At 57.1% G+C, this 22,240-nt stretch carries 20 protein-coding genes; 18 read left to right on the top strand and 2 right to left on the bottom strand.

The window, feature by feature from the left end; all coding sequences use genetic code 11:
* The first annotated feature begins 7 nt into the window (after positions 1–7).
* The 13 genes from PSSD_RS17455 (at position 8) to PSSD_RS17515 (ending at position 15,621) form a co-directional block, all read left to right on the top strand.
* Positions 8–961: an ABC transporter permease gene (locus PSSD_RS17455; protein WP_058973098.1), complete on the top strand. Its 954-nt coding sequence runs from the start codon at positions 8–10 to the stop codon at positions 959–961.
* Positions 961–1,812 carry an ABC transporter permease gene (locus PSSD_RS17460; RefSeq protein WP_039336671.1) on the top strand — a complete coding sequence of 284 codons (852 nt, stop codon included), beginning with the start codon at positions 961–963 and terminating at the stop codon, positions 1,810–1,812. The genes PSSD_RS17455 and PSSD_RS17460 overlap by 1 nt, the downstream gene beginning before the upstream one ends.
* Positions 1,809–3,473 (top strand): ABC transporter ATP-binding protein, encoded by a 1,665-nt coding sequence (locus tag PSSD_RS17465; RefSeq protein WP_058973099.1) that lies wholly within the window; start codon positions 1,809–1,811, stop codon positions 3,471–3,473. Before PSSD_RS17460 ends, PSSD_RS17465 begins: the two co-directional genes overlap by 4 nt.
* Positions 3,474–3,686: 213 nt before the next feature.
* Complete coding sequence (locus PSSD_RS17470) at positions 3,687–5,018, top strand: NAD(P)/FAD-dependent oxidoreductase (protein ID WP_058973100.1); 1,332 nt, start codon at positions 3,687–3,689, stop codon at positions 5,016–5,018.
* A gap of 10 nt (positions 5,019–5,028) precedes the next feature.
* Positions 5,029–5,877, top strand: coding sequence for a GNAT family N-acetyltransferase (locus tag PSSD_RS17475; RefSeq protein ID WP_058973101.1), 849 nt, complete (start codon positions 5,029–5,031; stop codon positions 5,875–5,877).
* Positions 5,877–6,803: a 2-hydroxyacid dehydrogenase gene (locus PSSD_RS17480; protein WP_058973102.1), complete on the top strand. Its 927-nt coding sequence runs from the start codon at positions 5,877–5,879 to the stop codon at positions 6,801–6,803. Before PSSD_RS17475 ends, PSSD_RS17480 begins: the two co-directional genes overlap by 1 nt.
* 7 nt (positions 6,804–6,810) lie before the next feature.
* Positions 6,811–7,944 carry a M20 aminoacylase family protein gene (locus PSSD_RS17485; protein WP_201023831.1) on the top strand — a complete coding sequence of 378 codons (1,134 nt, stop codon included), beginning with the start codon at positions 6,811–6,813 and terminating at the stop codon, positions 7,942–7,944.
* 115 nt (positions 7,945–8,059) lie between these two features.
* The gene (gabT, locus tag PSSD_RS17490; RefSeq protein WP_058973104.1) at positions 8,060–9,376 is read left to right on the top strand and encodes a 4-aminobutyrate--2-oxoglutarate transaminase; all 1,317 of its coding nucleotides are present in this window, start codon (positions 8,060–8,062) and stop codon (positions 9,374–9,376) included.
* A 141-nt stretch (positions 9,377–9,517) separates the two neighbouring features.
* A complete protein-coding gene (locus PSSD_RS17495) occupies positions 9,518–10,030 on the top strand; it encodes an Lrp/AsnC family transcriptional regulator (RefSeq protein ID WP_058973105.1) in 513 nt (170 codons plus the stop codon).
* Positions 10,031–10,213: 183 nt separating this feature from the next.
* Positions 10,214–10,660 (top strand): GNAT family N-acetyltransferase, encoded by a 447-nt coding sequence (locus PSSD_RS17500; RefSeq protein WP_058973106.1) that lies wholly within the window; start codon positions 10,214–10,216, stop codon positions 10,658–10,660.
* Between the two features lie 18 nt (positions 10,661–10,678).
* Positions 10,679–12,727 (top strand): hydantoinase/oxoprolinase family protein, encoded by a 2,049-nt coding sequence (locus PSSD_RS17505; RefSeq protein ID WP_058973107.1) that lies wholly within the window; start codon positions 10,679–10,681, stop codon positions 12,725–12,727.
* Position 12,728: 1 nt separating this feature from the next.
* Entirely contained in the window at positions 12,729–14,693 is a 1,965-nt protein-coding gene (locus tag PSSD_RS17510; protein ID WP_058973108.1) for a hydantoinase B/oxoprolinase family protein, read from the top strand.
* 85 nt (positions 14,694–14,778) lie between these two features.
* A complete protein-coding gene (locus PSSD_RS17515; protein WP_058973109.1) occupies positions 14,779–15,621 on the top strand; it encodes an oxidoreductase in 843 nt (280 codons plus the stop codon).
* A 124-nt stretch (positions 15,622–15,745) separates the two neighbouring features.
* On the opposite strand, the gene PSSD_RS17520 is transcribed toward PSSD_RS17515, so the two are convergent.
* Both PSSD_RS17520 and PSSD_RS17525 read right to left on the bottom strand, forming a co-directional pair.
* Positions 15,746–16,216, bottom strand: coding sequence for a transposase (locus tag PSSD_RS17520; RefSeq protein ID WP_058973110.1), 471 nt, complete (start codon positions 16,214–16,216; stop codon positions 15,746–15,748).
* A gap of 162 nt (positions 16,217–16,378) precedes the next feature.
* The gene (locus tag PSSD_RS17525) at positions 16,379–18,544 is read right to left on the bottom strand and encodes a putative bifunctional diguanylate cyclase/phosphodiesterase (protein WP_058973111.1); all 2,166 of its coding nucleotides are present in this window, start codon (positions 18,542–18,544) and stop codon (positions 16,379–16,381) included.
* A 311-nt stretch (positions 18,545–18,855) separates the two neighbouring features.
* Here PSSD_RS17525 and phnF point away from each other — a divergent pair, with 311 nt between their 5' ends.
* The 5 genes from phnF to PSSD_RS17550 form a co-directional block, all read left to right on the top strand.
* Positions 18,856–19,572 carry a phosphonate metabolism transcriptional regulator PhnF gene (gene phnF, locus PSSD_RS17530; protein ID WP_039332177.1) on the top strand — a complete coding sequence of 239 codons (717 nt, stop codon included), beginning with the start codon at positions 18,856–18,858 and terminating at the stop codon, positions 19,570–19,572.
* Positions 19,569–20,018, top strand: a complete 450-nt coding sequence (phnG, locus tag PSSD_RS17535; protein ID WP_039332175.1) for a phosphonate C-P lyase system protein PhnG — start codon at positions 19,569–19,571, stop codon at positions 20,016–20,018. Before phnF ends, phnG begins: the two co-directional genes overlap by 4 nt.
* Positions 20,015–20,590 (top strand): phosphonate C-P lyase system protein PhnH, encoded by a 576-nt coding sequence (gene phnH / locus PSSD_RS17540; RefSeq protein ID WP_039332173.1) that lies wholly within the window; start codon positions 20,015–20,017, stop codon positions 20,588–20,590. Before phnG ends, phnH begins: the two co-directional genes overlap by 4 nt.
* Positions 20,590–21,666, top strand: a complete 1,077-nt coding sequence (locus PSSD_RS17545; protein ID WP_058973112.1) for a carbon-phosphorus lyase complex subunit — start codon at positions 20,590–20,592, stop codon at positions 21,664–21,666. Before phnH ends, PSSD_RS17545 begins: the two co-directional genes overlap by 1 nt.
* Positions 21,659–22,240 (top strand): alpha-D-ribose 1-methylphosphonate 5-phosphate C-P-lyase PhnJ (locus tag PSSD_RS17550; protein ID WP_058973113.1); only part of this gene is annotated, 582 nt, incomplete at its 3' end. The genes PSSD_RS17545 and PSSD_RS17550, both read left to right, overlap by 8 nt.

Here is a 22,240-nt window from a genome sequence, read left to right on the forward strand (position 1 = left end):
GTCGCCGATGAACCGATACATGTTGTTCCTGATTGCCCGGCGCGTAGGTGCCGGCATCCTGACCTTGCTTATCGTCTCGGCGGTGGTGTTTTTTATCACCAGTCTGCTGCCTGGCGACGCCGCGCAGATGATTCTGGGGCAGAACGCCACGCCGGAAACGGTGGCGGCGTTACGCCAGCAGTTGGGGCTCGACCAGCCGTTGCTGGTGCGTTACTTCAGCTGGTTAGGAGGCATGCTGCACGGCGATTTCGGCACCTCGTTCGCCAGCCATCTCCCGGTAACGCAGTTGGTGGCTCAGCGCATTCCGGCCACGTTCGAGCTGGCGGCGATCACCACGGTGATTTGTGTGCCGCTGGCGTTGGTGATCGGTATTGTCGCTGCGATGAAACGGGGATCGGCGCTGGATCGTTTCCTGGTGATCAGCACCATGGCGACGGTGGCGGTGCCGGAGTTTCTGGTGGCGACGGTGGCGGTGTTGATCTTTGCAGTAAAACTGCATTGGGTATCGGCGATGTCGTTCGGCAGCCCGGATATGGGTCTGGTCAGCTACCTGAAAGCTTATGCGCTACCGGTGATGACACTGTGCTGCGTACTGGTGGCGCAGATGGCACGCATGACGCGCTCGGCGATCATCAACCAGCTCGACAGTCCCTATCTCGAAATGGCGCTGCTGAAAGGAGTGTCGCCGTTGCGCGCGGTCCTACGCCACGCGCTGCCAAATGCGGTGGGGCCGATTGCCAACGCGATTTCGCTGAGTCTGTCATATCTGTTTGGCGGCGTGATCATCATCGAATCGATTTTTAGCTACCCAGGCCTCGCCAGTGCGCTGGTGGATGCAGTCAGTAACCGCGATCTCCCCGTGGTGCAGCTGTGCGTGATGATGTTCGCCGCCTGTTATCTGGTACTGCTGCTGATCGCGGACGTGCTGACCATCGCCTTTAACCCGAAATGGAGGAGCTGATGAATAACTTACTGCTTCCTGTACGTCTCTTTCAGTCGCTCTCGGTGTCGGGTCGTATTGGCTTATTGATCTCACTGTTCTGGGTAGCGATGGCGCTGTTCGGTAACCAGCTGGCACCGCATAACATCGACGATATTGGCGGTGGCCCGATGTTGGGCGGGATGACGACCGATAATCTGCTGGGAACGGATTACCTCGGTCGCGACATCCTGAGCCGTATTCTGTACGGCGCAAAATTCTCGATTGGTCTGGCACTCACTGCCGCGTTGGGTGCCAGCCTGATCGGCACCTTGCTGGCGTTACTGGCGGCGGTAGCGGGGCGCTGGCTGGAGGAGCTGCTGGGCCGCATTAACGATGCGATGCTGGTGCTGCCGGGCAAAGTGCTGTCACTGATGATTGTGGCGGTATTTGGTTCGTCGCTGCCGATGCTGATTCTCACCGCAACCTTTACCTACTGGCCGGGCGCGTTTCGTATCGCCTTTGCCATGGCCAGCAGTCTGCGCAATATGGATTATGTCCGGGCCTCGCGCTTGCGGGGTGAAAGCCGCTGGTACGTCGCGATCCACGACATCCTGCCCAATATGGTGCATCCGATGTTGACCGACTTCGGTCTGCGTTTTGTCTACATCGTACTGCTGTTGAGCGGCTTGAGTTTCCTCGGGCTGGGTGTTCAACCGCCGTACGCCGACTGGGGCACACTGGTGCGTGAAAACCTGCAGGGGCTGTTCAACGGCTCGCCTGCGGTGCTCATGCCTGCGGTGGCGATTGCCAGCCTGACCATTGGTGCCAACCTGTTTATCGACAGCCTACAGCAGATGCGCCCGCTGACGCTGGCGAAGGAGGGAGCATGAACGTGACACCCCATACCGCCATGCCGGTAATTTCAGTAGAAAATCTGCGAGTTACCGCAGAGACCGACAAAGGTGAAGAGATTGATTTGGTCTCTGATATCCGTTTTACCGTGCAAAAAGGCGAAGTGCTGGCGCTGATTGGTGAGTCAGGTTCCGGGAAAACCACCATCGCCATGGCCTTGATGGGCTATGCGCGCCATGGTTGCCGCATTGCTGACGGCAACATTCACATGGCGGGCACCGATGTGCGCAGCTTGTCGCCCGGCCAGCTAAGGGAATTTCGTGGCAACAAGGTGGCTTATATCGCTCAGAGTGCGGCGGCTTCTTTCAACCCCGGCATGCGTATTCTTGACCAGGTGATAGAGCCGGTGGTGATCCACGGCACCATGAAGCGCAAAGCGGCAAAAGAGAAGGCGATAGCGCTGTTTCGTGAACTGGCGTTACCCAATCCAGACACCATTGGCGATCGCTTCCCGCATCAGGTTTCAGGTGGGCAGTTACAACGCCTGATGACCGCGATGGCGCTGATTGGCGATCCTGATGTGGTGATCCTCGACGAACCGACCACCGCACTGGATGTCACCACACAAGTTGAAGTGCTGAAAGCGTTTCGCCGCGTGGTGGCGCAGCGTGGCGTGACGGCGATTTATGTCAGTCACGATTTGGCCGTGGTGGCGCAGATGGCCGACCGTATTCTGGTGCTGCTGCGCGGAAAAATGGCCGAATACGGCACCACCGAAACCTTGATTGGTGCACCGCAGGCAGAATACACCCAGCTGTTGATGGATGCGGCACGTCAGAAAGAGCGTGAAAGTAGCTGGACCTGTGCCGAAGCGGATGTGCTGCCGCTGATGGAAGTGCGCGATCTCAGCGCGGGTTATGGCCCGCGTGACAAAGAGGGTAAGCCGAAAACGCTGATTCTCGAAGACATCAACCTGAAGCTGTGGAAAGGGCAGGCGATTGGCATTATCGGCGAATCGGGTTCGGGTAAAACCACGCTGGCACATGCGATTGCCGGACTGAATGCGCCGAGTCGCGGTCACATTCTGTTTAATGGTCACTATATCAATGGCGACATGCACATGCGTCCGGATAACGAGCTGCGGCGTATTCAGTATGTGTTCCAGATGGCCGATACCGCGTTGAACCCGGCGCACAGCGTTGAGCGTATCCTTTTACGCCCGCTGGCGCTGTTCCACGGCTTGAAAGGGGCCGATCTGCAGCGCCGCCTGCATCAACTGCTGGATCTGGTCAAACTGCCGCGCACGGTGCTGTGGCGACGCCCGTGGGCGCTGTCGGGGGGGCAGAAGCAGCGTGTCAATCTGGCACGCGCGCTGGCAGCCGAGCCGGATCTGATCCTGTGCGATGAAGTGACTTCCGCGCTGGATACCGTGGTGGCAGCAGCGGTACTGGATCTGATCAGTGAACTGCGCCGTGAGCTGGGACTGTCGGTGCTGTTTATCAGCCACGATATGCACGCGGTACGCGCCGTGTGTGACGATATCGTGGTGATGAAATCAGGCCGTATTGTCACGCAGATCGCCCGTGCAGATTACGACAAGCCCACCAGCGAGCTCTATTTCGAACGTTTGAAACGGGCGGTGCCAGAGCTGCGTCAAGGCTGGCTGGATGAGCATGAAGAAGTGTTGAAGGCGGAGTAGGTGCGCCAGCACCGGCATCTGCTTAACCCGTGCGCATAAATGCGCACCCTACGATCTTATGTCGGGTCGCCATGAATGTGCACCCGAAATACCGTAGGGTCGCCATAAATGGGCACCATTAATACTGTAGGGTCGCCATGAATGTGCACCCCTAATACCGTAGGGTCGCCATTTATGGCGACCGTCTCTAAAAGATAATGAGGTCGTTACCCTATGCCTGCACCGATTCGTTATGTACAGGACAGTGCAAATTTCCCGGAATCCGCTGATGTGGTAGTGATCGGTGCCGGTATTGCCGGTTCAGCCGCCACCTGGGAGCTGGCGAAACAGGGACTCAAGGTGGTGCTGATCGAAAAAGGCTTAGTCGGTGCAGAACAGTCGAGCCGCAACTGGGGCTGGTGCCGACAGCAAAACCGTGATGAGCGCGAACTCCCGCTGATCATCTATGCTCTGCAGCGCTGGGGTGAGCTGGCTGCCGAAACCGGTGAGGAACTGGGTTTTCGTCGCAGTGGGCTGGTGTACGCCACGCGTGTTGAATCGGATATTGCTGCCTGGGATAAATGGAACCAGATGGCGAAAAACTACGGCGTAAAAAGCGACATTCTCACCGCCGCACAGGCCAAAGCCATGACGCCGGGCAGCACCACCGCGTGGCTCGGTGGCGTTTCATCGCCCACCGATGGCCATGCTGAACCGCGTCTGGCCGCGCCGGGATTGGTCATCGGCGCACAGCGTCTCGGTGCCTTGGTGTTTCAACAGTGTGCAGTACGTGGGCTGGATATTGCGGCGGGTGCGGTCAGCGGCGTCTGGACTGAGCGCGGCCTGATTAAAACCACGCGCGTGATTTGCGCAGCAGGGGCATGGACCTCGATGTTCTGCCGTCGCCACGGTATCGACCTGCCGCTCGGCAACGTAATCGGTACGGCGTTTCGCACGCAGCCGATCGAACAAGCGATCGGTATGCCGCTCTATACCCCCGGTTTTGCCTGTCGTCCGCAGATGGATGGCAGTTACACGGTGGCGGTTTCCGGGCGAGGTCGCCTGGAGCCGGGTGCCCAAGGCATTCGCTATGCGCGTCAGTTCTATCCCACCTTTAAGGGTCGGCGTAAGAACCTTAAAGTGAACCTCGGCTTCAAACCCTTTTTCACCGGACCAGAAGCGTTGGGAGGATGGGCATTCGACCGTGAATCGCCGTTTGAGCGCATGCGCATTCTCGATCCTGCAGCGGATGCCAGCATCGTGCAGGAAGGGTTAGCCGCGATGCGTAAAGAGTATCCGGCTCTCGCCAACCTTAAACTGGCGCAGGCGTGGGGCGGCATGATTGACAGCACTCCAGACGCTATCCCCGTGATATCCACGGTGGCCAAATTACCGGGGCTGGTGCTGTCCGCTGGCTACAGTGCGCATGGCTTTGGTATCGGACCTGGGGCAGGTCGGTTGGCGGCCGATCTCGCGACCCACAACACACCGGTGGTCGATCCGACCCCGTATCGTTATTCCCGCCTGGTGGACGGCAGCGGCCTTGATGCGCCAGGCATGATGTAAGGAGCAGAACATGAGCATCAGATTACGTGCCATGACGCAGGACGATATTGAACACGGCTATGCCATCACTCAACAACTGAAGTGGCCGCATCGCCGTGAAGACTGGCAGCAGGCGCTGGCGTTAGGTGAGGGTGTGGTCGCCGAAGAGCAGGGTAAATTTGTCGGCAGTGCCTTTGGCTGGCGCTGGGGCGATAGCGCCGCCACCATTGGTCTGGTGGTGGTGAACCCTGACTGCCAGGGGCGCGGTATCGGTAAACAGCTGATGCTGGCAGTGATGGAGAAATTCCCGGATTGCTGCATTCGCCTGCACGCGACTGAAATGGGTCAGGGGCTGTATGAAAAGCTCGGTTTTGTGGTTACCGGTGCTATTCAGCAGCACCAGACGCGCGAACTAGCGGCTGAGCCAGCCGTCAACCTGCCGAGCGGCCTCACGCTGCGCAACGCGCAAGTGGGGGATGCGGAAGGGCTGACTGAACTGGACCATCAGGCACACGGCATGTGGCGAGCGCGGTTGATCAATACCTTGATCGCCGAGCACCAGACGGTGTTACTGCAGGATGCGCAACAGCGGATACATGGCTTTGCCAGCCTGCGCCGTTTTGGTCATGGCTGGGCGATTGGTCCGGTGATTGCACTGAATGTGGACGTCGCACAGGCGCTGGTCTCCGCCCTGATGCAGGGCTTACGCGGCGAGTTTGTCCGCATCGATACCGACAGTGCGTTGCCGCTGGCGAGCTGGCTGGAAAGTATTGGGTTGGTCAACGTGGATGCACCTACCACCATGTATCGGGGAATGCCGTGGTCACCGCAGGCCGGTGAGATGCAGGCGTTTGGGTTGATGACCCAGGCGATGGCCTAATGCATATCGTCTATAAGTCCGAAGCGACACGCGGCGCACACTGGCAGCGCTGGCTAGCCAAACATGCACCGGATGTGCAGATGCATATCTGGCCCGATGTGGGTGACGCTGAGCTGGTTGAACTGCTGGTCGCCTGGCAGCCGCCCGAAGATGTGATGGCAACCTTCCCGAATCTGAAAGCGCTGCTGTCCGTAGGTGCGGGCGCAGATCAGTTCGATCTCAGCCAGCTTCCCGCTGAGTTACCGGTGGTGCGCATGATCGAACCGGGACTGACGCAAGGCATGGTGGAGTACGTCACCTTTGCTGTGCTGGGGCTGCATCGTGATATGCCGCGCTATTTCCAGCAGCAGCGTGCTGCGCAGTGGCAAACCCATGCGATTCGTACCGCAAATCAACGGCGGGTTGGGGTGATGGGCTTGGGGGAACTCGGCCAGGCATCCTTACAGCAGTTGGTTTCTTTAGGCTTTGACTGCGCCGGCTGGAGCCGCACGCCGCGTGACATCGCGGGGGTTCGCTGCTGGCATGGTGCAGATCAATTGGGCGAGTTTCTCGCCCACAGTGACATTCTGGTGTGTCTGCTGCCGCTCACGGAGTCCACGCGCGGTTTACTCAATGCTGAACTGTTTGCCCAGTTACCCAAAGGGGCGGCACTGGTGCAGGTAGGGCGTGGCCCGCAACTGGTTGATGACCATCTCCTCACGGCGCTGGACAGCGGGCAGCTGAGTGCGGCGGTGATCGATGTCACCGACCCCGAACCTTTACCGCCGGACCATCCATTCTGGCAGCACCCTACCATCTGGTTGACACCGCACATTGCCAGCCAGACGCAAACCGACAGCGCAGTGGCGGCACTGCTGGATAATCTGCGCCGCTATCAACGCGGCGAACCGATGGTCGGCCTTATCGATCGCAAACGGGGATACTGAGATGCAGCTGGAACAATTAGTCGCTCTGCGGCGGGATTTGCACGCCCATCCCGAGCTGGGATATCAGGAAACACGCACCAGCAGCATCGTGGCGCAACGGCTGGAGGAGCACGGCATTGAGGTGCATCGCGGTCTGGGCAAAACCGGTGTGCTCGGTGTGCTCAAGCGCGGTACGGGTTCGCGCATGATCGGTCTGCGTGCCGATATGGATGCACTGCCGATGCAGGATAACGGCACCCAAGCCTGGAAAAGTGTGCATGCCAATGTCTGCCACGCCTGTGGCCATGACGGTCATACCGTGATGTTGCTGGGGGCGGCGATCCAGCTGGCACAGCAGGGGGATTTTGACGGCACGCTGGTGTTTATCTTCCAGCCCGCCGAAGAGGGTTTGGCGGGCGCGAAGGCGATGATCGACGATGGCCTGTTCCAGCAGTTTCCCTGTGATGCGGTGTTTGCCCTGCACAACTGGCCAGAATTGCCGCTGGGCGAGATACAGACGCGACCAGGTGCGATCATGGCGGCGGCCGACCGTTTCGATATCACCGTGAAAGGGGGTGGCGGACATGCCGCGCAGCCGCACCTGACGCGCGACACCCTGCTGGCCACCAGTGAACTGGTGGTGCAACTCAACACACTGGTGGCACGCGCACTGGATCCTTGCGAACCGGGCCTGTTGACCGTCACGCGCATGCAGGGCGGTTTCTCACACAACATGATTCCCGCGGAAGCCAGCATCACCGGCACGGTCAGAACCTTTAGCCCTGCCGCGCAGGACATCATTGAAACGCGCCTGCGTGAGATGGCGCAGCATGTTACGGCGGCGCACGGTTTACAGGCGGAGGTGAGCTATCTGCGCTACTACCCGGCCACCGTGAATAACAGTGATGCGGCACAGCTGGCTCTGGAGGCGCTGGACGCAGCCGGTATGCCCGCACAGCAGGCAAAACAACCGGCTCTCACTTCGGAAGATTTTGCCTTTATGTTGCAGGCCAGGCCCGGTGCTTACCTGTGGTTAGGGTCGGCACCCAGCCAGCCTTTGCACCACTCCTCTTACGACTTTAACGATGCAGTAATCCCGCACGGTATTCAGGCACTGACGGCGATTGCCCGCCATGCGCTGCGTGCAGAATTTCCCGGCTGATTGACAGAAGATTTTGACAGGAAATGCCGCTGCAGTAGTGATTACAGCAGCGTGAGAAACCAACGGGTTGCGATACTTGAGCCAACCGAACGTTACGTGGATGAGGGTTTTGAGAATGCAGAATGTCATGGCGGAGCAGCAAACGTATACCGATAACGGCCTGTTACTGGATGCACGTGAGCAGAATGTGCCACGTGGTGTGGTCACCGCGCATCCGTTGGTGATTGAGCGGGCGAAAGGCAGCGAAGTATGGGATGTCGAGGGCAATCGCTACCTCGATTTTGTCGGCGGTATTGGTGTGCTCAACGTCGGGCATAACCATCCGGCGGTGGTCAATGCGGTGACAAAACAGCTCAGTCTGGTGTCACACGCCTGTTTCCAGGTGGTGGCTTACCCAGGTTACATTGAGTTGGCGCAGCGCCTGAATGCCTTAGTGGGCAATGGAGAAGCCTATAAAAGCGTGTTCTTTACCAGCGGTGCGGAAGCGGTAGAAAATGCCGTGAAGATCGCCCGTGCACACACCAATCGCAGCGGTGTGATAGCGTTTGACGGCGCATTTCACGGTCGTACGCTGCTGGGCTGCACCCTGACGGGCATGAGCCAGCCTTACAAACAGAACTTCGGACCTTTCGCGTCAGAAGTCTACCGCTTGCCCTATCCGAATGCTTTCCATGGTGTCAGTGATGATGACTGCCTGAAGGCACTGGATCAGCTGTTTGCGGTACAGATCATGCCGGAACACGTGGCCGCCATTATTATCGAGCCGGTGCAGGGTGACGGCGGATTCCTGCCTGCGGGCGCTAACTTTATGCAGGCGCTGCGTCGTATCACGGAAAAACACGGCATCGTGTTGATTCTTGATGAGGTGCAAACTGGATTTGGACGCACCGGCACCATGTTTGCCTTCCAGCAGCTTGGCATCACGCCGGATCTGGTGACGGTGGCGAAAAGTCTCGGGGGTGGTTTGCCGATTTCAGGGGTGGTGGGTAAGGCCGCGATCATGGATGCGCCGTTACCGGGAGGCCTCGGCGGCACTTACGGCGGAAACGCGCTGGGTTGTGCGGCGGCACTGGCGGTGCTGGATCTGCTGGAGCACGACAATCTGCTGGCCCGCAGTCATCAGCTGGGTGAACAACTCAATGCGCGTCTGCAGCAGTTGGCGGAAAAATATGCCTGCATTGGTGAAGTGCGCGGCGTGGGCTTTATGCAGGCGGTGGAGATCATCGACTTCGAAACCAAACGCCCTGATGCGGCGATGACGCAAAAAATCCTCGATTGCGCCTGCCAGGAGGGACTGCTGCTGATTAAGTGCGGACTGCATCGCAACGTCGTACGCTTCCTTGCACCACTGGTAACCACAGATTCACAACTGGAAGAAGCGCTGCATATTTTTGATATTGCATTGGCGCGTGCCAGCGGTCGTCTCGGATAAATCCCGCTTCCTCATTGATATCTCTGGAATTATTTACTGGACCAAAATAAAACGTGGTGCGCGCAGACGCTAGCGCCGCCACGTCAAAGCGTGTTATACCATCGTAACAACCTGCGCGATTGGTCAACAATGAGGGGTGCTATGAACGGCTTAATGAAACTCGACCGCATCGACATCAATATTCTGGTGCAACTACAAAAAGATGGCCGTATCAGCAACGTCAATCTCGCCGACGCCGTAGGTCTTTCGCCCAGCCCCTGCTTGCAACGGGTGAAACGCCTTGAGCAGGCGGGTTTTATCACCGGCTATGAAGCCCACATCAATCTGACCAAAATCACCGATTCCGTAACAGTTTTCACCGAAGTGACGCTTTCGGGCCATCGCCGCGAAGACTTTATGAAATTTGAAAATGCCGTGCGCGATGTGGATGAGCTGATGGAATGCCATTTAATTACCGGCGGTTATGACTATTTGCTGCGCTTTATTACCCGCAGCATTGAGCACTACCAGGAAGTGATTGAGAAGATGCTGGATGCGCAAATCGGCATCGATAAGTACTTCAGTTATATTGTGATTAAGTCACCGATTATGAAGAGCAGCGTGCCGTTGCGCTCGTTGATTTCCAGACATAACCCGGTTGATTTTGGTGTGTAATCTGCCCTCATCCTGACCTTCTCCCGCTAGCGGGAGAAGGGACCACGTGCACCCCAGCCCCACAGCATAAAATTTCTTCCCCGCCGTAAATTCCCTTTATCTTTACTGTTCAGGCCATGGCTTCAATCACGCCGTGTTCCTGCGCACCCGTACACTTAATTTATCCCTTTACAAGGAGTTGCCATGACCCTCTTAGCCCTTGCCGATCATAGCTGGCAGCGCGATGACTTCACTGTCTCCACCGAACGTCAGCGTCTGGACATGGACTACATCCACCAACAGCTGGTGGAAAAGTCGTACTGGGCCAAAGACCAGCCACGAGCCAAAACCGAACGCGCTTTTGCCGGCTCACTGCCGTTTGGTGTCTATCACCAACAACAGCAAATTGGCTTCGCGCGCCTGGTGACGGATTACACCCGCTTCGGCTGGCTGTGCGATGTGATGATTGACGAAAACTGGCGAGGTCATGGATTGGGAAGCTGGCTGGCGACCTGCGTGCGTGCGCACCCGGAACTCGCCACCGTACACCGCTGGATGCTCTCCACTAATGATGCCCATCAGCTGTATCAACGTCTTGGCTGGCGTGTGGTGCAGGACCCACAAAAACTGATGGAATTTCCTCTCTCCTGATAATGGAGTTTTCTCACCATGGGTTACCGCGTTGGCGTTGATATTGGCGGATCGTTTACCGATTTCGCCGTGCTGGATGAACAGACCAATCAGATTCATACCTTAAAAGTGCTGTCGCGCCCGGATCAGCCGGGCAGTGAAATTCTCACCGGACTGGCGCAGTTGCAGCAGCGGGATGGGATTGAACCGCAGCACATTGACTACTTCACCCACGGCACCACCGTGGGCATCAACGCGGTGATCCAGCGTCGCGGTGTGCGGCTGGCGCTGTTCGCCACCGAGGGTTTCTGCGACGTGCTGGAGTTGGCGCGCCTGAAGATCCCGCACATCCATGACCTTTTTTCACGCCGCCCAGCGCCTTTAATTTCCCGCGATCGGGTGTTTGCGATTAAAGAGCGCACCGACCGCCACGGCAATGTCTTGCAGCAAGTGGATCGCAACAGCGTGTTGGCGGCGATTGAAAAAGCCCGCGCGTCAGGTTGTCAGGGGATAGTAGTGTCGTTGCTACACAGCTATCGCAATCGGCACAACGAAGCGGCGGTGAAAGCCATTATCGATGAGGTGGCACCCGAACTGCTCACCTCCTGTTCGGCCGATATCTGGCCGATTATTCGCGAATACGAGCGCACTATTACCGCCACCATCAATGCCTATGTACAGCCGATGGTGATTCACTACCTCGAATCATTTGAACGCGCGCTGCACACCATGGGCGTGCAGCCAGCCCCGCGCATCACCAAATCCAACGGTGGCGTGATGGGGGTTGAGCAGGCCAAAAGCGAGTGCGTACAGATGGTGCTCTCCGGCACGGCATCGGGGGTGATCGGGGCCAGCTTCCTCGCCAGCGCCTGCGGTTTCGACAAGATCCTCAGTCTCGATATCGGTGGAACCAGTGCCGATGTGGCGGTGATCATTGATGGGCAAGTGGCGCAGGGCAACGGGGAAATCATCGGTGATTTTCCGATTTATATTCCGTCAGTGGCCGTGACCTCGGTTGGGCAGGGCGGCGGATCGCTGGCGTGGATCGATAAGCAAGGCGTGCTGCAGATGGGGCCAGATAGCGCCGGATCGCTGCCGGGTCCGGTGTGTTTCCAACGCGGTGGCACGCAACCCACCGCCACCGATGCCTTTGCGGCTTGCGGCATGATCGGCCACGGCGATCTCGGTTACAACGCGGTGAAAGTGGATGTCGACGCCGCACGTGCCGCATGGCAACCGCTGGCGGACCAACTGGGCATCACGGTGGAAGAGACGGCGGAAACCGCCATCGAACTGGCGATCTCCAGTATGTACGGTGACACCAGCGGGCTGTTGTCACGTTTTGGGCTAGACCCACGTGAGTTTTGGTTCCTCGCCTTTGGCGGTGCCGGGCCGATGATGGGCTGCTTCCTCGCGCGTGAACTGAACATGAAAGGCGTGATTGTGCCGCCGACGCCGGGCGTGCTGTCAGCCTTGGGTGGGCTGGTGGCTGATATCCGCAATGACTTTATCCGCACGCTGTACAGCGATCTGGACAACGTACTGGCAGATCGTCTGGCAACCGAAGCGGAGGCACTGAGCCAACGCGCACGTGGCTGGCTGACCGAACAGCACGGTGCCCAGTTGCCGTTTACGCTGCACTTCAGCGCCGACATGCGCTATCGCGGCCAGTCGTTTGAAATTGAAGTGGCACTGGAACCGCAATGGCTGGCTCAGGCCAATAAGGTTGCACTGCATCAGGCGTTTGATCGCCAGCATCATCAGCTGTTTGGCCATTTTGATGCCAAAGCGCCTGTTCAGCTCATCAACCTGCGTTTAGTGATTGCCTCGCCCACGCCGAAACCTGAGTTGATTAGGTTACCCGCAGCGGAAGCCCCGGTTGAGGTGGTGAAATACGTTCCGGCCTGGATTGATGGCGCGTCGCATCAGGTGGCTGTTATCGCCCGTAGCACGCTGCGTGCCGGGCATCAGTTGACGGGTCCGGTGATTATTGCGCAAGACGACTGCACCACCTGCGTACCACCACAGATGCAGGTGGACGTGGATACCTTTGGCAACCTGCTGATCACCCCAGTGGAGGCGAACTGATATGGCTATTGATGGACGTAATCTGCAAATCCTGGCGAACTACTGTGCCGCCGCCGCGGATGCCATGGCCTTCACGCTAATGCGCACGGCACACTCCACCTTCGTGAAAGAGACTGAAGATTTTTCCTGTCAAATCGTCAGCCGTGACGGTCTGGCTTTTGCGTCTCCGCGCAGCTTTGGCGCGCCCTGGTACAGTGGCATCGATTACGGCCCGGTGCTGGCGTTGATCGGCAGTTATGACGAGGGCGATATCTGCATCACCAATGATTCCTACGCGGGCAACGTGGCGACTCACACGCCCGATATTCACATCTGGAAACCGGTGTTCCATCAGGGGGAGATTGTCTGTTTTGTGGTGGGGCACATTCACAACACCGACGTCGGCGGTGCCGTACCGGCTTCTCTGTCGCGCTCTTTGACCGACATCGCGCAGGAAGGGATTCGCATTCCGCCGCTGAAGATGGTGCGCAACGGCGAAATGAATGACGAAGTGGCGCGCATCATGCGGCTCAACGTGCGCGCGCCGGATCAAAACTGGGGCGATTTCAAAGCGCAGATTGCTTCGGTGAACGTCGGCGAGCGCAAGATCCATGACATCATTGCGCGTTTTGGCATTGAGGATTTTCGCCAGGGGATTGAAGGCATTCTGGATTATGCGGAAGCGCAGGCGCGCAGCATCATCGCCACCATTCCCGATGGGGAGTACTTCTACGCAGACTTTGCCGATGAGGATGGCGAGGGCGGTTTCCCCTGTCGCGTGGCGATCACTCTGCGCATCAGCGGTGACACGCTGGAGCTGGATTACACCGGCAGCGATCCGCAACTGACATCATCACTGAATATGCCAACTGGTGGACGCGAGCGCCATCCTCTGGCGCTGGTGGGGGTGACTTACGTGCTTTCCACGCTGGACCGCCAGTTACTGCTTAATGCGGGTACGTTACGGCCGACGCGTGCCATTCTGCCGCCGGGGACGGTGATGAACTGTGAAGCCCCTGCCGCCGTGGGGATGCGCTCGCTGACCTGCGCCTTATCGCAGATTGCGACCATTGGGGTGTTCTCGCAGGCGCTGCCGGAACGCCTTCCTGCCAACTCTCCAGGCGGTAACTCAATCATGAACATTCGCACCAGCGACAGTTTGAATCGCAGCGTGGTGGCTTCGCTTGGCCCGGTGGGTGGGGGAGCAGGCGGAACGCCGCGCCATGATGGTCCAGACGGCTCTGGTGGGCTGTCGGCTTTCCTGAAAAACACGCCAATTGAGATCAACGAAGCGGAAGTGCCGATTCATTTTCATCGCTATGGCCTGGCGGCAGACAGCGCCGGCGCGGGGCGTTATCGCGGCGGTCTGGCGACAGAGATGGCGTTCGAAGTGTTCGCACCGAATACCACGGTCACGGCGCGTAACCGCAACCGATCGGTGTTTGCTTCGGCCGGGGTGCTGGGCGGCGAGTCGGGCGCACTGTCGCACTTCCGCACACTGCGGAACGGGCAAGCCATCGAACACGGTAATACCGATGTAATCCGCTGTCAGCCGGGCGATATCGTCGAGGTTCGCGGCCCTGGCGCAGGAGGCTACGGTTTGCCTGCAGAGCGTGACGCTGAGGCGGTGCTGCAAGATGTGCGCTGTGGTTTTGTCTCTGTGCAGGTTGCACGAGACCGCTACGGGGTGGCGATTGAGGCGGGCGAAATTGATCATGCAGCCACGGCCCGTTTGCGCGCGGAGATGCGGGTGGATATTGCCCAGCACTTTGACCACGGTCCGGCACGGACGGCTTTTGAACAGGTTTGGACAGTGGGGCGCTATCAGTTGCTCACGGCGTTTCTGGCATCAGCGCCAATAACCTGGCGGCATTTCCTGAAACAGCAGGTGTTTGCAGCCGTTGCGTTGGATGCCGGGCGGCCGATGCCCGAGATTTTTAGTGAACTGCAGCAGCGTTATCCCGCCATGATGCCCGCTTCGCACTAAGCGCTAATCTCAGCGGTGCGGCTTTGCCATAGTTATTGACCTTGCCCGATGACGGTTCATTGGGCGCCTTTAAGGGGATTTCATAATGGCTTCAGCAAACACACCGGTTTGGTTTATTTCGGGGTGCTCAACCGGCTTTGGTCGTGAACTGGCACAACAGACCATTGCGCGTGGTTTCAACACCGTAGTCACCGCACGCGATCTCAGCAAGGTGCAGGATCTGGTTGCGGGCCACCAGAACGCGTTGGCGGTAGAGCTGGATGTGACCGATCAGAGCAGCATTCATCGCGCTGTCCACGCCGCACATGAGAAGTTCGGCACCATTGATGTGCTGGTGAACAATGCGGGTTATGGTTATCAAAGTTCGGTGGAAGAGGGCGATGAAAACGAGATCCGCGCGCAATTTGATGCCAACGTGTTTGGCCTGTTCGCCTTAACCCGCGCGGTGCTGCCAGGGATGCGCAAGCAGCGTCGTGGGCATGTGATTAACATCACCTCTGTGGCCGGTTTTATTGGCTTCGCCAGCTCAGGTTACTACTCTGCCAGCAAGCATGCAGTTGAAGGCTGGTCTGATTCGCTGGCGCTGGAAGCCGCGCCCTTAGGCATCCATGTGACCTGTGTTGAACCGGGCCCGTTCCGCACCGACTGGGCGGGACGTTCGTTGCATCAGACCCCCAGTACCTTGCCAGAATACGCCGATACCGCTGCCGCACGTATGAAAGCCACCTCCGCCTACAGCGGTACGCAAGCGGGCGATCCCGCACGCGCCGCGACCGCGATGATTGCCATCACTGAACATGACAACCCTCCCCGCCATCTGGTGATGGGCGCATGGGGTTATGATGCGGTGACGAACAAACTGAAAGAGCGTCTGGCACAGATAGAGGCATGGAAACAGACGTCGTTAGACACGGATTTCCCGTCATAATCTATTTGAGGTCGCCATGAATGGCGACCCTACAGGAATAATTGCGTCAATCGTAGGGTGCGCATTTATGCGCACTAATGACATTTAGGTCGCCATAAATGGCGACCCTACAGGAATAATTCCGTCAAATGTAGGGTGCGCTTTTATGCGCACTTGATCTATACAAACGGTCTAATTCCCATTTTAATGGATTTTCCAAAATATACTTTCTGATTGCATATAACTCACTCTCATTTCTGATAACACGATCGTAAAACCCACGCTGCCAAATTTTCATGCCTGTTTCTCTCGTCACTCCTGCCTTGAAAAAATTAATGATGTTAGACACTGTACGTTGGCTTCCTGGAAGTAACCATATGATGCCATGAAGATGGTTTGGCATGAGTATAAATGCATCTAATAATATGAAATTATATTTTACAGGTAATGATTCCCATTCTGTTATCACTTTTATTCCAAGAGCAGTAGGTATCAATTGATTTGATTCGATTTCACCAAATAAGGGATTTCTATTTTTGCAGATAATTGTAACGAAATAAGCGCCCGCAGAGTTATATTCGAAATTTTTCAATCTGGGATATTTTCTAAAATGCATAACGACCTCCTTGTCATGGGCATTATGCAGACTTTCCAAGTTTTAACGAGGAGACGTTATCGATATAGTGAAATGCATTCCACGATTCGAGGTCGCCATAAATGGCGACCCTACGGTTGCATCACTGTTTAATCGTAGGGTGCGCATTTGTGCGCACCTGGACTACACCATCTTCTCAATCTCTTCGTAAGGCACTGCCTGGCTGAATAAATACCCCTGCAACTGATTGCAGCCAGCGTCGGCGAGGGCGTTTTTCTGGCCTTCGGTCTCGACGCCTTCGGCGGTGACGGTTAAGCCCATGGCGTGTCCGAGCCGCACCACCGATTCGATAATCGCGGTCGAGTTTTGCGCGACACCCAATGATTGGGTGAACGAACGGTCGATCTTGATTTTATCCACCGGGAAAGTGCTGAGGTAATTCAGGCTGGAGTAGCCAGTGCCGAAATCATCCAGCGCGATGCGGAAACCGGCTTCGCGCAGCGCAATGATATTGTTACGCGCTTCGTGTTCATCTTCGATTAACACGCCTTCGGTGATCTCCAGCTCCATATGCTGTGGGTTGGCGCCTTCTTCGCGCACAATTTCAATAATGCGTTCAACAAAGCCGCTGGCGCGGAACTGCACCGGTGAGACATTCACTGCCACTATCACCTGCGGCAGCTTTAATGAGGTTTTACAGGCTTCGCGCAACACCCATTCACCGAGCGGAATAATCATCCCGGTCTCCTCAGCGATGGCGATAAAGTCACCTGGCGAGACGTCACCGCGAACGGGGTGGTGCCAGCGTAGCAGGGCTTCCAGGCCGACTACGCGCTGCCCACTGATCTCCATCAATGGCTGATACCACACGCGCAGCCCAGCGAAATTGACTAATGCATGACGTAAGTCTGTCGCCATCTGCTGACGGGTGCGCAACGATTCGTCCATCACTTTCTCAAATTGACGATACTGGCCGCGACCGCTGTTTTTAGCTTCATACAGCGCGATATCCGCTTTGCGCATCAACTCCAGACGATCAATGCCATCTTTGGGTGCTAATGCCAGCCCAATACTCACGCCCACCCAACCCTCACTGCCTTGCAGATCATAGGGTTCACTGAGCTCGCTGATAATACGTTTTGCCAGCGCCTGCACCTGACCAATGTTATCCACATCCGGCATGATAATGATGAACTCATCGCCGCCAATGCGTCCGACAGTATCACTGGCTCGCAGAATGTGGGTCAGACGTCGCGCAACCTCTATGATCAGTTCATCGCCTGCATGATGGCCGTAGGTATCGTTGATGTTTTTGAAACGGTCGAGATCGAGCAGAAGCAACGCCACCCGTTGATCGTGTCGCGCAGATGCAGCCAACGCCTGGGTTAAGCGATCTTCCACCAAAGCGCGATTGGGCAAACCGGTCAGCACATCGTGAAATGCCAGATGCTGTGCCTGAGCTTCGCTGGCACCCAGTTTCAACAGCGACTGTGACAGGTTAAGTGATGACGTCCAAATACGCCGCACCATAAACAGGCACAGTAAGGTAATCAGAATCACGGACAGCAAGGTAGAAGGCCCCAACATCCGCAACATTTGTGCGCCCGGCTTATCAGGCTGCCAGGTGAGATAGCCCACGGCATCACCCTGTTGTGAATTGAGTTGGTAAAGTGCATCGGTGCCTTTCTGCGGCGTACCGTCGCTAAAGTGTAACTGCTGTAACTGACTGCGATCGGCCAGATTACGCAGATAACCGTCATCGAGGAATTTAATGCTCACCAGCCGATAGCGACCCGCCTCCCGCGTGCTACTAATATCTCCCACCGCCAGTGCGGCCGCACGCGGACCAATACGGACAAAGTCGGCGCGATCGCTGGGTCCCGCCACTTCATCGCTGCTCACTACTAGTGGGCTGCGCAGCATATCCAGCAGGTAATGGCCGATACTGTCGGCGGATACACGCTGGCCGTTGCGCCACACTGCCAGCGGTTGATTATCCCGATCCAATAGCAGAATCAGTTGATGATCGAACATATCGTATAGCCAGCCGCCAATATTTTGATCCAGCCAGTTTTGGTCAGGTGTGCCTGAAGCCAGCTGATTCGCCAGCGGCGACCAGCGCGTCAGGCTGCGGAGCTGGCGCAGGTGTTCGCTCAGACTTTGGGCAAACGACGCCTCAATCATTCGCTGCTGCTGCGAGCGCGCTTGATCGTTGGTCAAAGAGGTGCCCCAAAACAGGCCAACACCTGCTCCGGCAAAGGTTAAAACTAAAATCGCCACTAAAGGCAAAATCACTTCCCGAACAAAATTGCGGCGAAAACCGTCGGACAGTTTTATTGTGTTAATCATTTCAGGGTTCGCGTAACAAGGAGGGGTCACTTAATAAGTTAGCAGAGTTTCTGCAAGCTGCATCCTGTAAGGCTATAGATAAATGAGTGAAAATAAGTGAAATTTTTTTGATGACTGTCACAAAGGCAACAGTTAAAAATATTTTATTGAAACGCCAGCCGTTTCGCTTCAATTCTTCTGTCCTAATTCAAATTCATCCTCGCGTCATTGAGCCGTCACGGCGTTGTCATCTGGCTCGCGCACTGTAGTCGCCATCCCGCAGCAACCTTTGCTGCGTTCCTCAACCTGAAGCGAATGAGGTATTGAGCGTGATGGAGATATCCAGACATCCGACCACTGTATATCAGGCGGTCGCCGCCCAACTGGAGCAGGCACTGCAAGAGCGTTATCGCTGCGGTGACTATCTGCCTTCCGAACAACAGCTGGCCGATCACTACGAAGTTAACCGCCACACACTGCGTCGTGCGGTGGATGAACTGGTCAATAAGGGACTGCTGCAGCGTCGTCACGGTGTCGGCATCCTGGTGCTGATGCGCCCTTACGATTACCCACTGCATGCGCAGGCGCGCTTCAGTCAGAACCTGTTAGAGCAGGGCAGTCATCCCACCAGTGAACGCTTGTTAGCAGTGCTGCGTCCGGCCAGCAGCGATGTGGCCAGCGCATTGGCCATCAATGAAGGTGACAACGTGATTCACCTGCGCACCCTGCGCCGTGTCAATGGCGTGCCGGTGTGTGTGATTAACCACTTTCTGCCTGAATTAAGCTGGTGGCCGACGTTACAACAGTTTCAGAGCGGCTCATTGCACGACTATATGCAGCAGCATCTGGGCCTGGATTTGACCCGTTCGCAAACCCGTATCAGTACCCGCCGCGCACAGGCAAAAGAGTGTAAACAGCTGGAGATTGCGCTGCAGTCACCGCTGTTGTGTGTGCGCACCCTGAATAAACACCGTGACGGCCAGGTAGCGGAATACTCCGTCAGCCTGACGCGTGGCGACATGATTGAACTCACCCTGGAGCATGAATGAAACAGCAAACCGCCCGCCAGCATTGGCTTGCGGTGCTGGCGCACAGTGACGCCAACACCCTGAATGCCCACTGGCAGTCGCTGCACCTCAATAGTGATTTTGAGTCTGTGCGTCCGGCTGAAACCGGATTGACTCGCCTGCAAGCGCGCATGGGGGGAAGCGGTAAACGCTTCGTGATGGGCGATGCCACCGTCACGCGTGCAGTGGTGAAACTGCACGATGGCACCCTGGGTTTTAGTTATGTGCTGGGACGCGATAAAGCGCACGCCGAACGTTGTGCGTTGATCGACGCGCTGCTGCAACAGCCAGAAACCCACGCGCTGTTACAGGAAAAATTAATTGCCCCGCTGGCGGCACTGCGAGAAGAGCAGCGTCAGCTGCGCGCGCGTGAAATCGCCAGCTCTAAAGTGGATTTCTTTACGCTGGTTCGCGGAGATAACTCATGACATTACTGGCCAGTTTTAACCATCCGGTTGCCGATTCACAGCGTGCCTTCCGCCGCATCCTGAAAGCCATGAGCGAGCCAGGCGTTATGGTCTCTCTGCCCTTGCAACAGGGTTGGGGCGATTTGTCGCCTGCGGCAACCGCCGTGTTACTGACGCTGGTGGATCAGGAGAGCGCGTTGTGGATAGACAACCGCATTGACAGCGAGATGCTGCGCAGCAACCTGCGTTTCCATACCGGTGTGCCGATTGTTGAACACCGTGATGCGCCTTTTGCCCTCACTCATGCGGCTGCCAATCCCGATCCGGCGCAGTTTGCGGCCGGCGACAATATGTCACCGGAGAAAAGCACCACGCTGATCATCGAAGTGCCTGCGCTTAACGGCGGTTTAACCTTGCGTCTGTCTGGCCCTGGGCTGCGTGAACCCCGCGCGATTGCACCACAACTGCCGGAAGCGATTCTGACCTATCTGCGTGAGCGCCCCCATCCCTTCCCATTGGGTGTTGATCTGATTTTCACCTGTGGTGAAGCGATGATGGCACTGCCTCGCACCACCGATGTGGAGGTGTGCTGATGTACGTCGCGGTTAAAGGGGGCGAAAAGGCGATAGCCAGTGCGCACGAGCTACAGGCGGATTTACGCCGTGGCGACCGCGATGTGGCCGAGCTGGGGTGCGATCAGGTTGCTGGCCAGCTCGGTCTGGCGGTGGATCGCGTGATGACCGAAGGCGGTATTTACGATCCACAGTTAGCCGCGTTAGCAATTAAGCAAGCCAGCGGCGACATGGTGGAAGCCATTTTCCTGCTGCGTGCCTACCGCACAACTTTGCCACGCCTGGCCGACAGTCTGGCGCTGGAAACCGATGAAATGCGCATCGAACGACGTATCTCTGCGGTTTATAAGGATTTACCTGGCGGTCAGGTACTGGGCCCCACATACGATTACAGCCATCGTTTGCTTGATTTCACGCTGCTGGCCAATGGCGAGACGCCTGCTGCACCGCGCGACGATCAGTCGCTGCCAGAGCATTGTCCGCATGTGTTCAGCATGATGACCCGTGAGGGGCTGGCGGCGCGTGAAGAGGATGACGGCAGTGAGCCTTGTGACATCACCCGTGAGCCACCAGGTTATCCCGCCAGCCGCGCCGCCCGTCTGCAACAGCTGGTGCGCGGCGACGAAGGCTTCCTGCTGGCGTTGGGCTACTCGACCCAGCGCGGCTACGGACGTAACCATCCGTTTGCTGGTGAGATCCGCACCGGCTATCTCAGCGTATCCATCTGCCCGGAAGAGCTGGGTTTCGAGATCGATATCGGCGAAATCCTGCTGACGGAGTGTGAAATGGTCAATGGCTTTACCACGCAAACCGAAGGTGAGCCGCACTTCACCCGTGGTTACGGCCTGGTGTTTGGTCGTTCAGAGCGTAAAGCCATGGCGATGGCGCTGGTCGATCGTGCCTTGCAGGCCCCGGAGTACAACGAACGGATCGCCAGCCCGGCACAGGACGAAGAGTTTGTGCTGTCACATGCGGACAACGTTGAAGCGGCAGGTTTTGTTTCGCATCTGAAACTGCCGCACTACGTCGATTTCCAGGCGGAGCTTGAGTTGCTGAAACGGCTGCGCGAACAGGTTCAGGAGCAAAACGATGAGTGAGTTAACCGGCTATAACAACGGTTATCTGGATGAACAAACTAAGCGCACCATTCGCCGCGCCATTCTGAAAGCGGTCGCGATTCCGGGTTATCAGGTGCCGTTTGCCGGGCGTGAGATGCCAATGCCGTACGGTTGGGGTACCGGGGGTATTCAGATCACCGCCAGCATTATTGGTGACAGCGACGTACTGAAGGTGATTGACCAGGGCGCAGATGACACCACCAATGCGGTATCGATCCGTCGCTTCTTCCAGCGTGTCAGCGGTGCAGCCACCACGGAAGCCACCAAAGACGCAACCTTGATCCAGACGCGTCACCGCATTCCTGAGACCCCTCTGGAAGAAGATCAGGTGCTGATTTTCCAGGTGCCGATCCCGGAGCCGCTGCGCTTTATTGAGCCGCGTGAGACCGAAACCCGCACCATGCATGCGTTGGAAGAGTACGGGATCATGCAGGTGAAACTGTATGAGGATATCGCCCGTTATGGCCATATCGCCACCACCTATGCCTATCCGGTTAAGGTCAACGATCGCTACGTCATGGACCCCTCGCCGATTCCGAAATTCGACAACCCG

It is taken from the genome of Type-D symbiont of Plautia stali (assembly GCF_001485335.1).
Taxonomy (GTDB): Bacteria; Pseudomonadota; Gammaproteobacteria; order Enterobacterales; family Enterobacteriaceae; genus Pantoea; species Pantoea vagans_C.

Excerpts from the sequence above, each read along its gene's own strand:
- PSSD_RS17455 (WP_058973098.1), top strand. The coding sequence starts at position 8 with ATGAACCGATACATGTTGTTCCTGATTGCCCGGCGCGTAGGTGCCGGC.
- PSSD_RS17460 (WP_039336671.1), top strand. The coding sequence starts at position 961 with ATGAATAACTTACTGCTTCCTGTACGTCTCTTTCAGTCGCTCTCGGTG.
- PSSD_RS17465 (WP_058973099.1), top strand. The coding sequence starts at position 1,809 with ATGAACGTGACACCCCATACCGCCATGCCGGTAATTTCAGTAGAAAAT.
- PSSD_RS17470 (WP_058973100.1), top strand. The coding sequence starts at position 3,687 with ATGCCTGCACCGATTCGTTATGTACAGGACAGTGCAAATTTCCCGGAA.
- PSSD_RS17475 (WP_058973101.1), top strand. The coding sequence starts at position 5,029 with ATGAGCATCAGATTACGTGCCATGACGCAGGACGATATTGAACACGGC.
- PSSD_RS17480 (WP_058973102.1), top strand. The coding sequence starts at position 5,877 with ATGCATATCGTCTATAAGTCCGAAGCGACACGCGGCGCACACTGGCAG.
- gabT (WP_058973104.1), top strand. The coding sequence starts at position 8,060 with ATGCAGAATGTCATGGCGGAGCAGCAAACGTATACCGATAACGGCCTG.
- PSSD_RS17495 (WP_058973105.1), top strand. The coding sequence starts at position 9,518 with ATGAACGGCTTAATGAAACTCGACCGCATCGACATCAATATTCTGGTG.
- PSSD_RS17500 (WP_058973106.1), top strand. The coding sequence starts at position 10,214 with ATGACCCTCTTAGCCCTTGCCGATCATAGCTGGCAGCGCGATGACTTC.
- PSSD_RS17505 (WP_058973107.1), top strand. The coding sequence starts at position 10,679 with ATGGGTTACCGCGTTGGCGTTGATATTGGCGGATCGTTTACCGATTTC.
- PSSD_RS17510 (WP_058973108.1), top strand. The coding sequence starts at position 12,729 with ATGGCTATTGATGGACGTAATCTGCAAATCCTGGCGAACTACTGTGCC.
- PSSD_RS17515 (WP_058973109.1), top strand. The coding sequence starts at position 14,779 with ATGGCTTCAGCAAACACACCGGTTTGGTTTATTTCGGGGTGCTCAACC.
- PSSD_RS17520 (WP_058973110.1), bottom strand. The coding sequence starts at position 16,216 with ATGCATTTTAGAAAATATCCCAGATTGAAAAATTTCGAATATAACTCT.
- PSSD_RS17525 (WP_058973111.1), bottom strand. The coding sequence starts at position 18,544 with ATGATTAACACAATAAAACTGTCCGACGGTTTTCGCCGCAATTTTGTT.
- phnF (WP_039332177.1), top strand. The coding sequence starts at position 18,856 with ATGGAGATATCCAGACATCCGACCACTGTATATCAGGCGGTCGCCGCC.
- phnG (WP_039332175.1), top strand. The coding sequence starts at position 19,569 with ATGAAACAGCAAACCGCCCGCCAGCATTGGCTTGCGGTGCTGGCGCAC.
- phnH (WP_039332173.1), top strand. The coding sequence starts at position 20,015 with ATGACATTACTGGCCAGTTTTAACCATCCGGTTGCCGATTCACAGCGT.
- PSSD_RS17545 (WP_058973112.1), top strand. The coding sequence starts at position 20,590 with ATGTACGTCGCGGTTAAAGGGGGCGAAAAGGCGATAGCCAGTGCGCAC.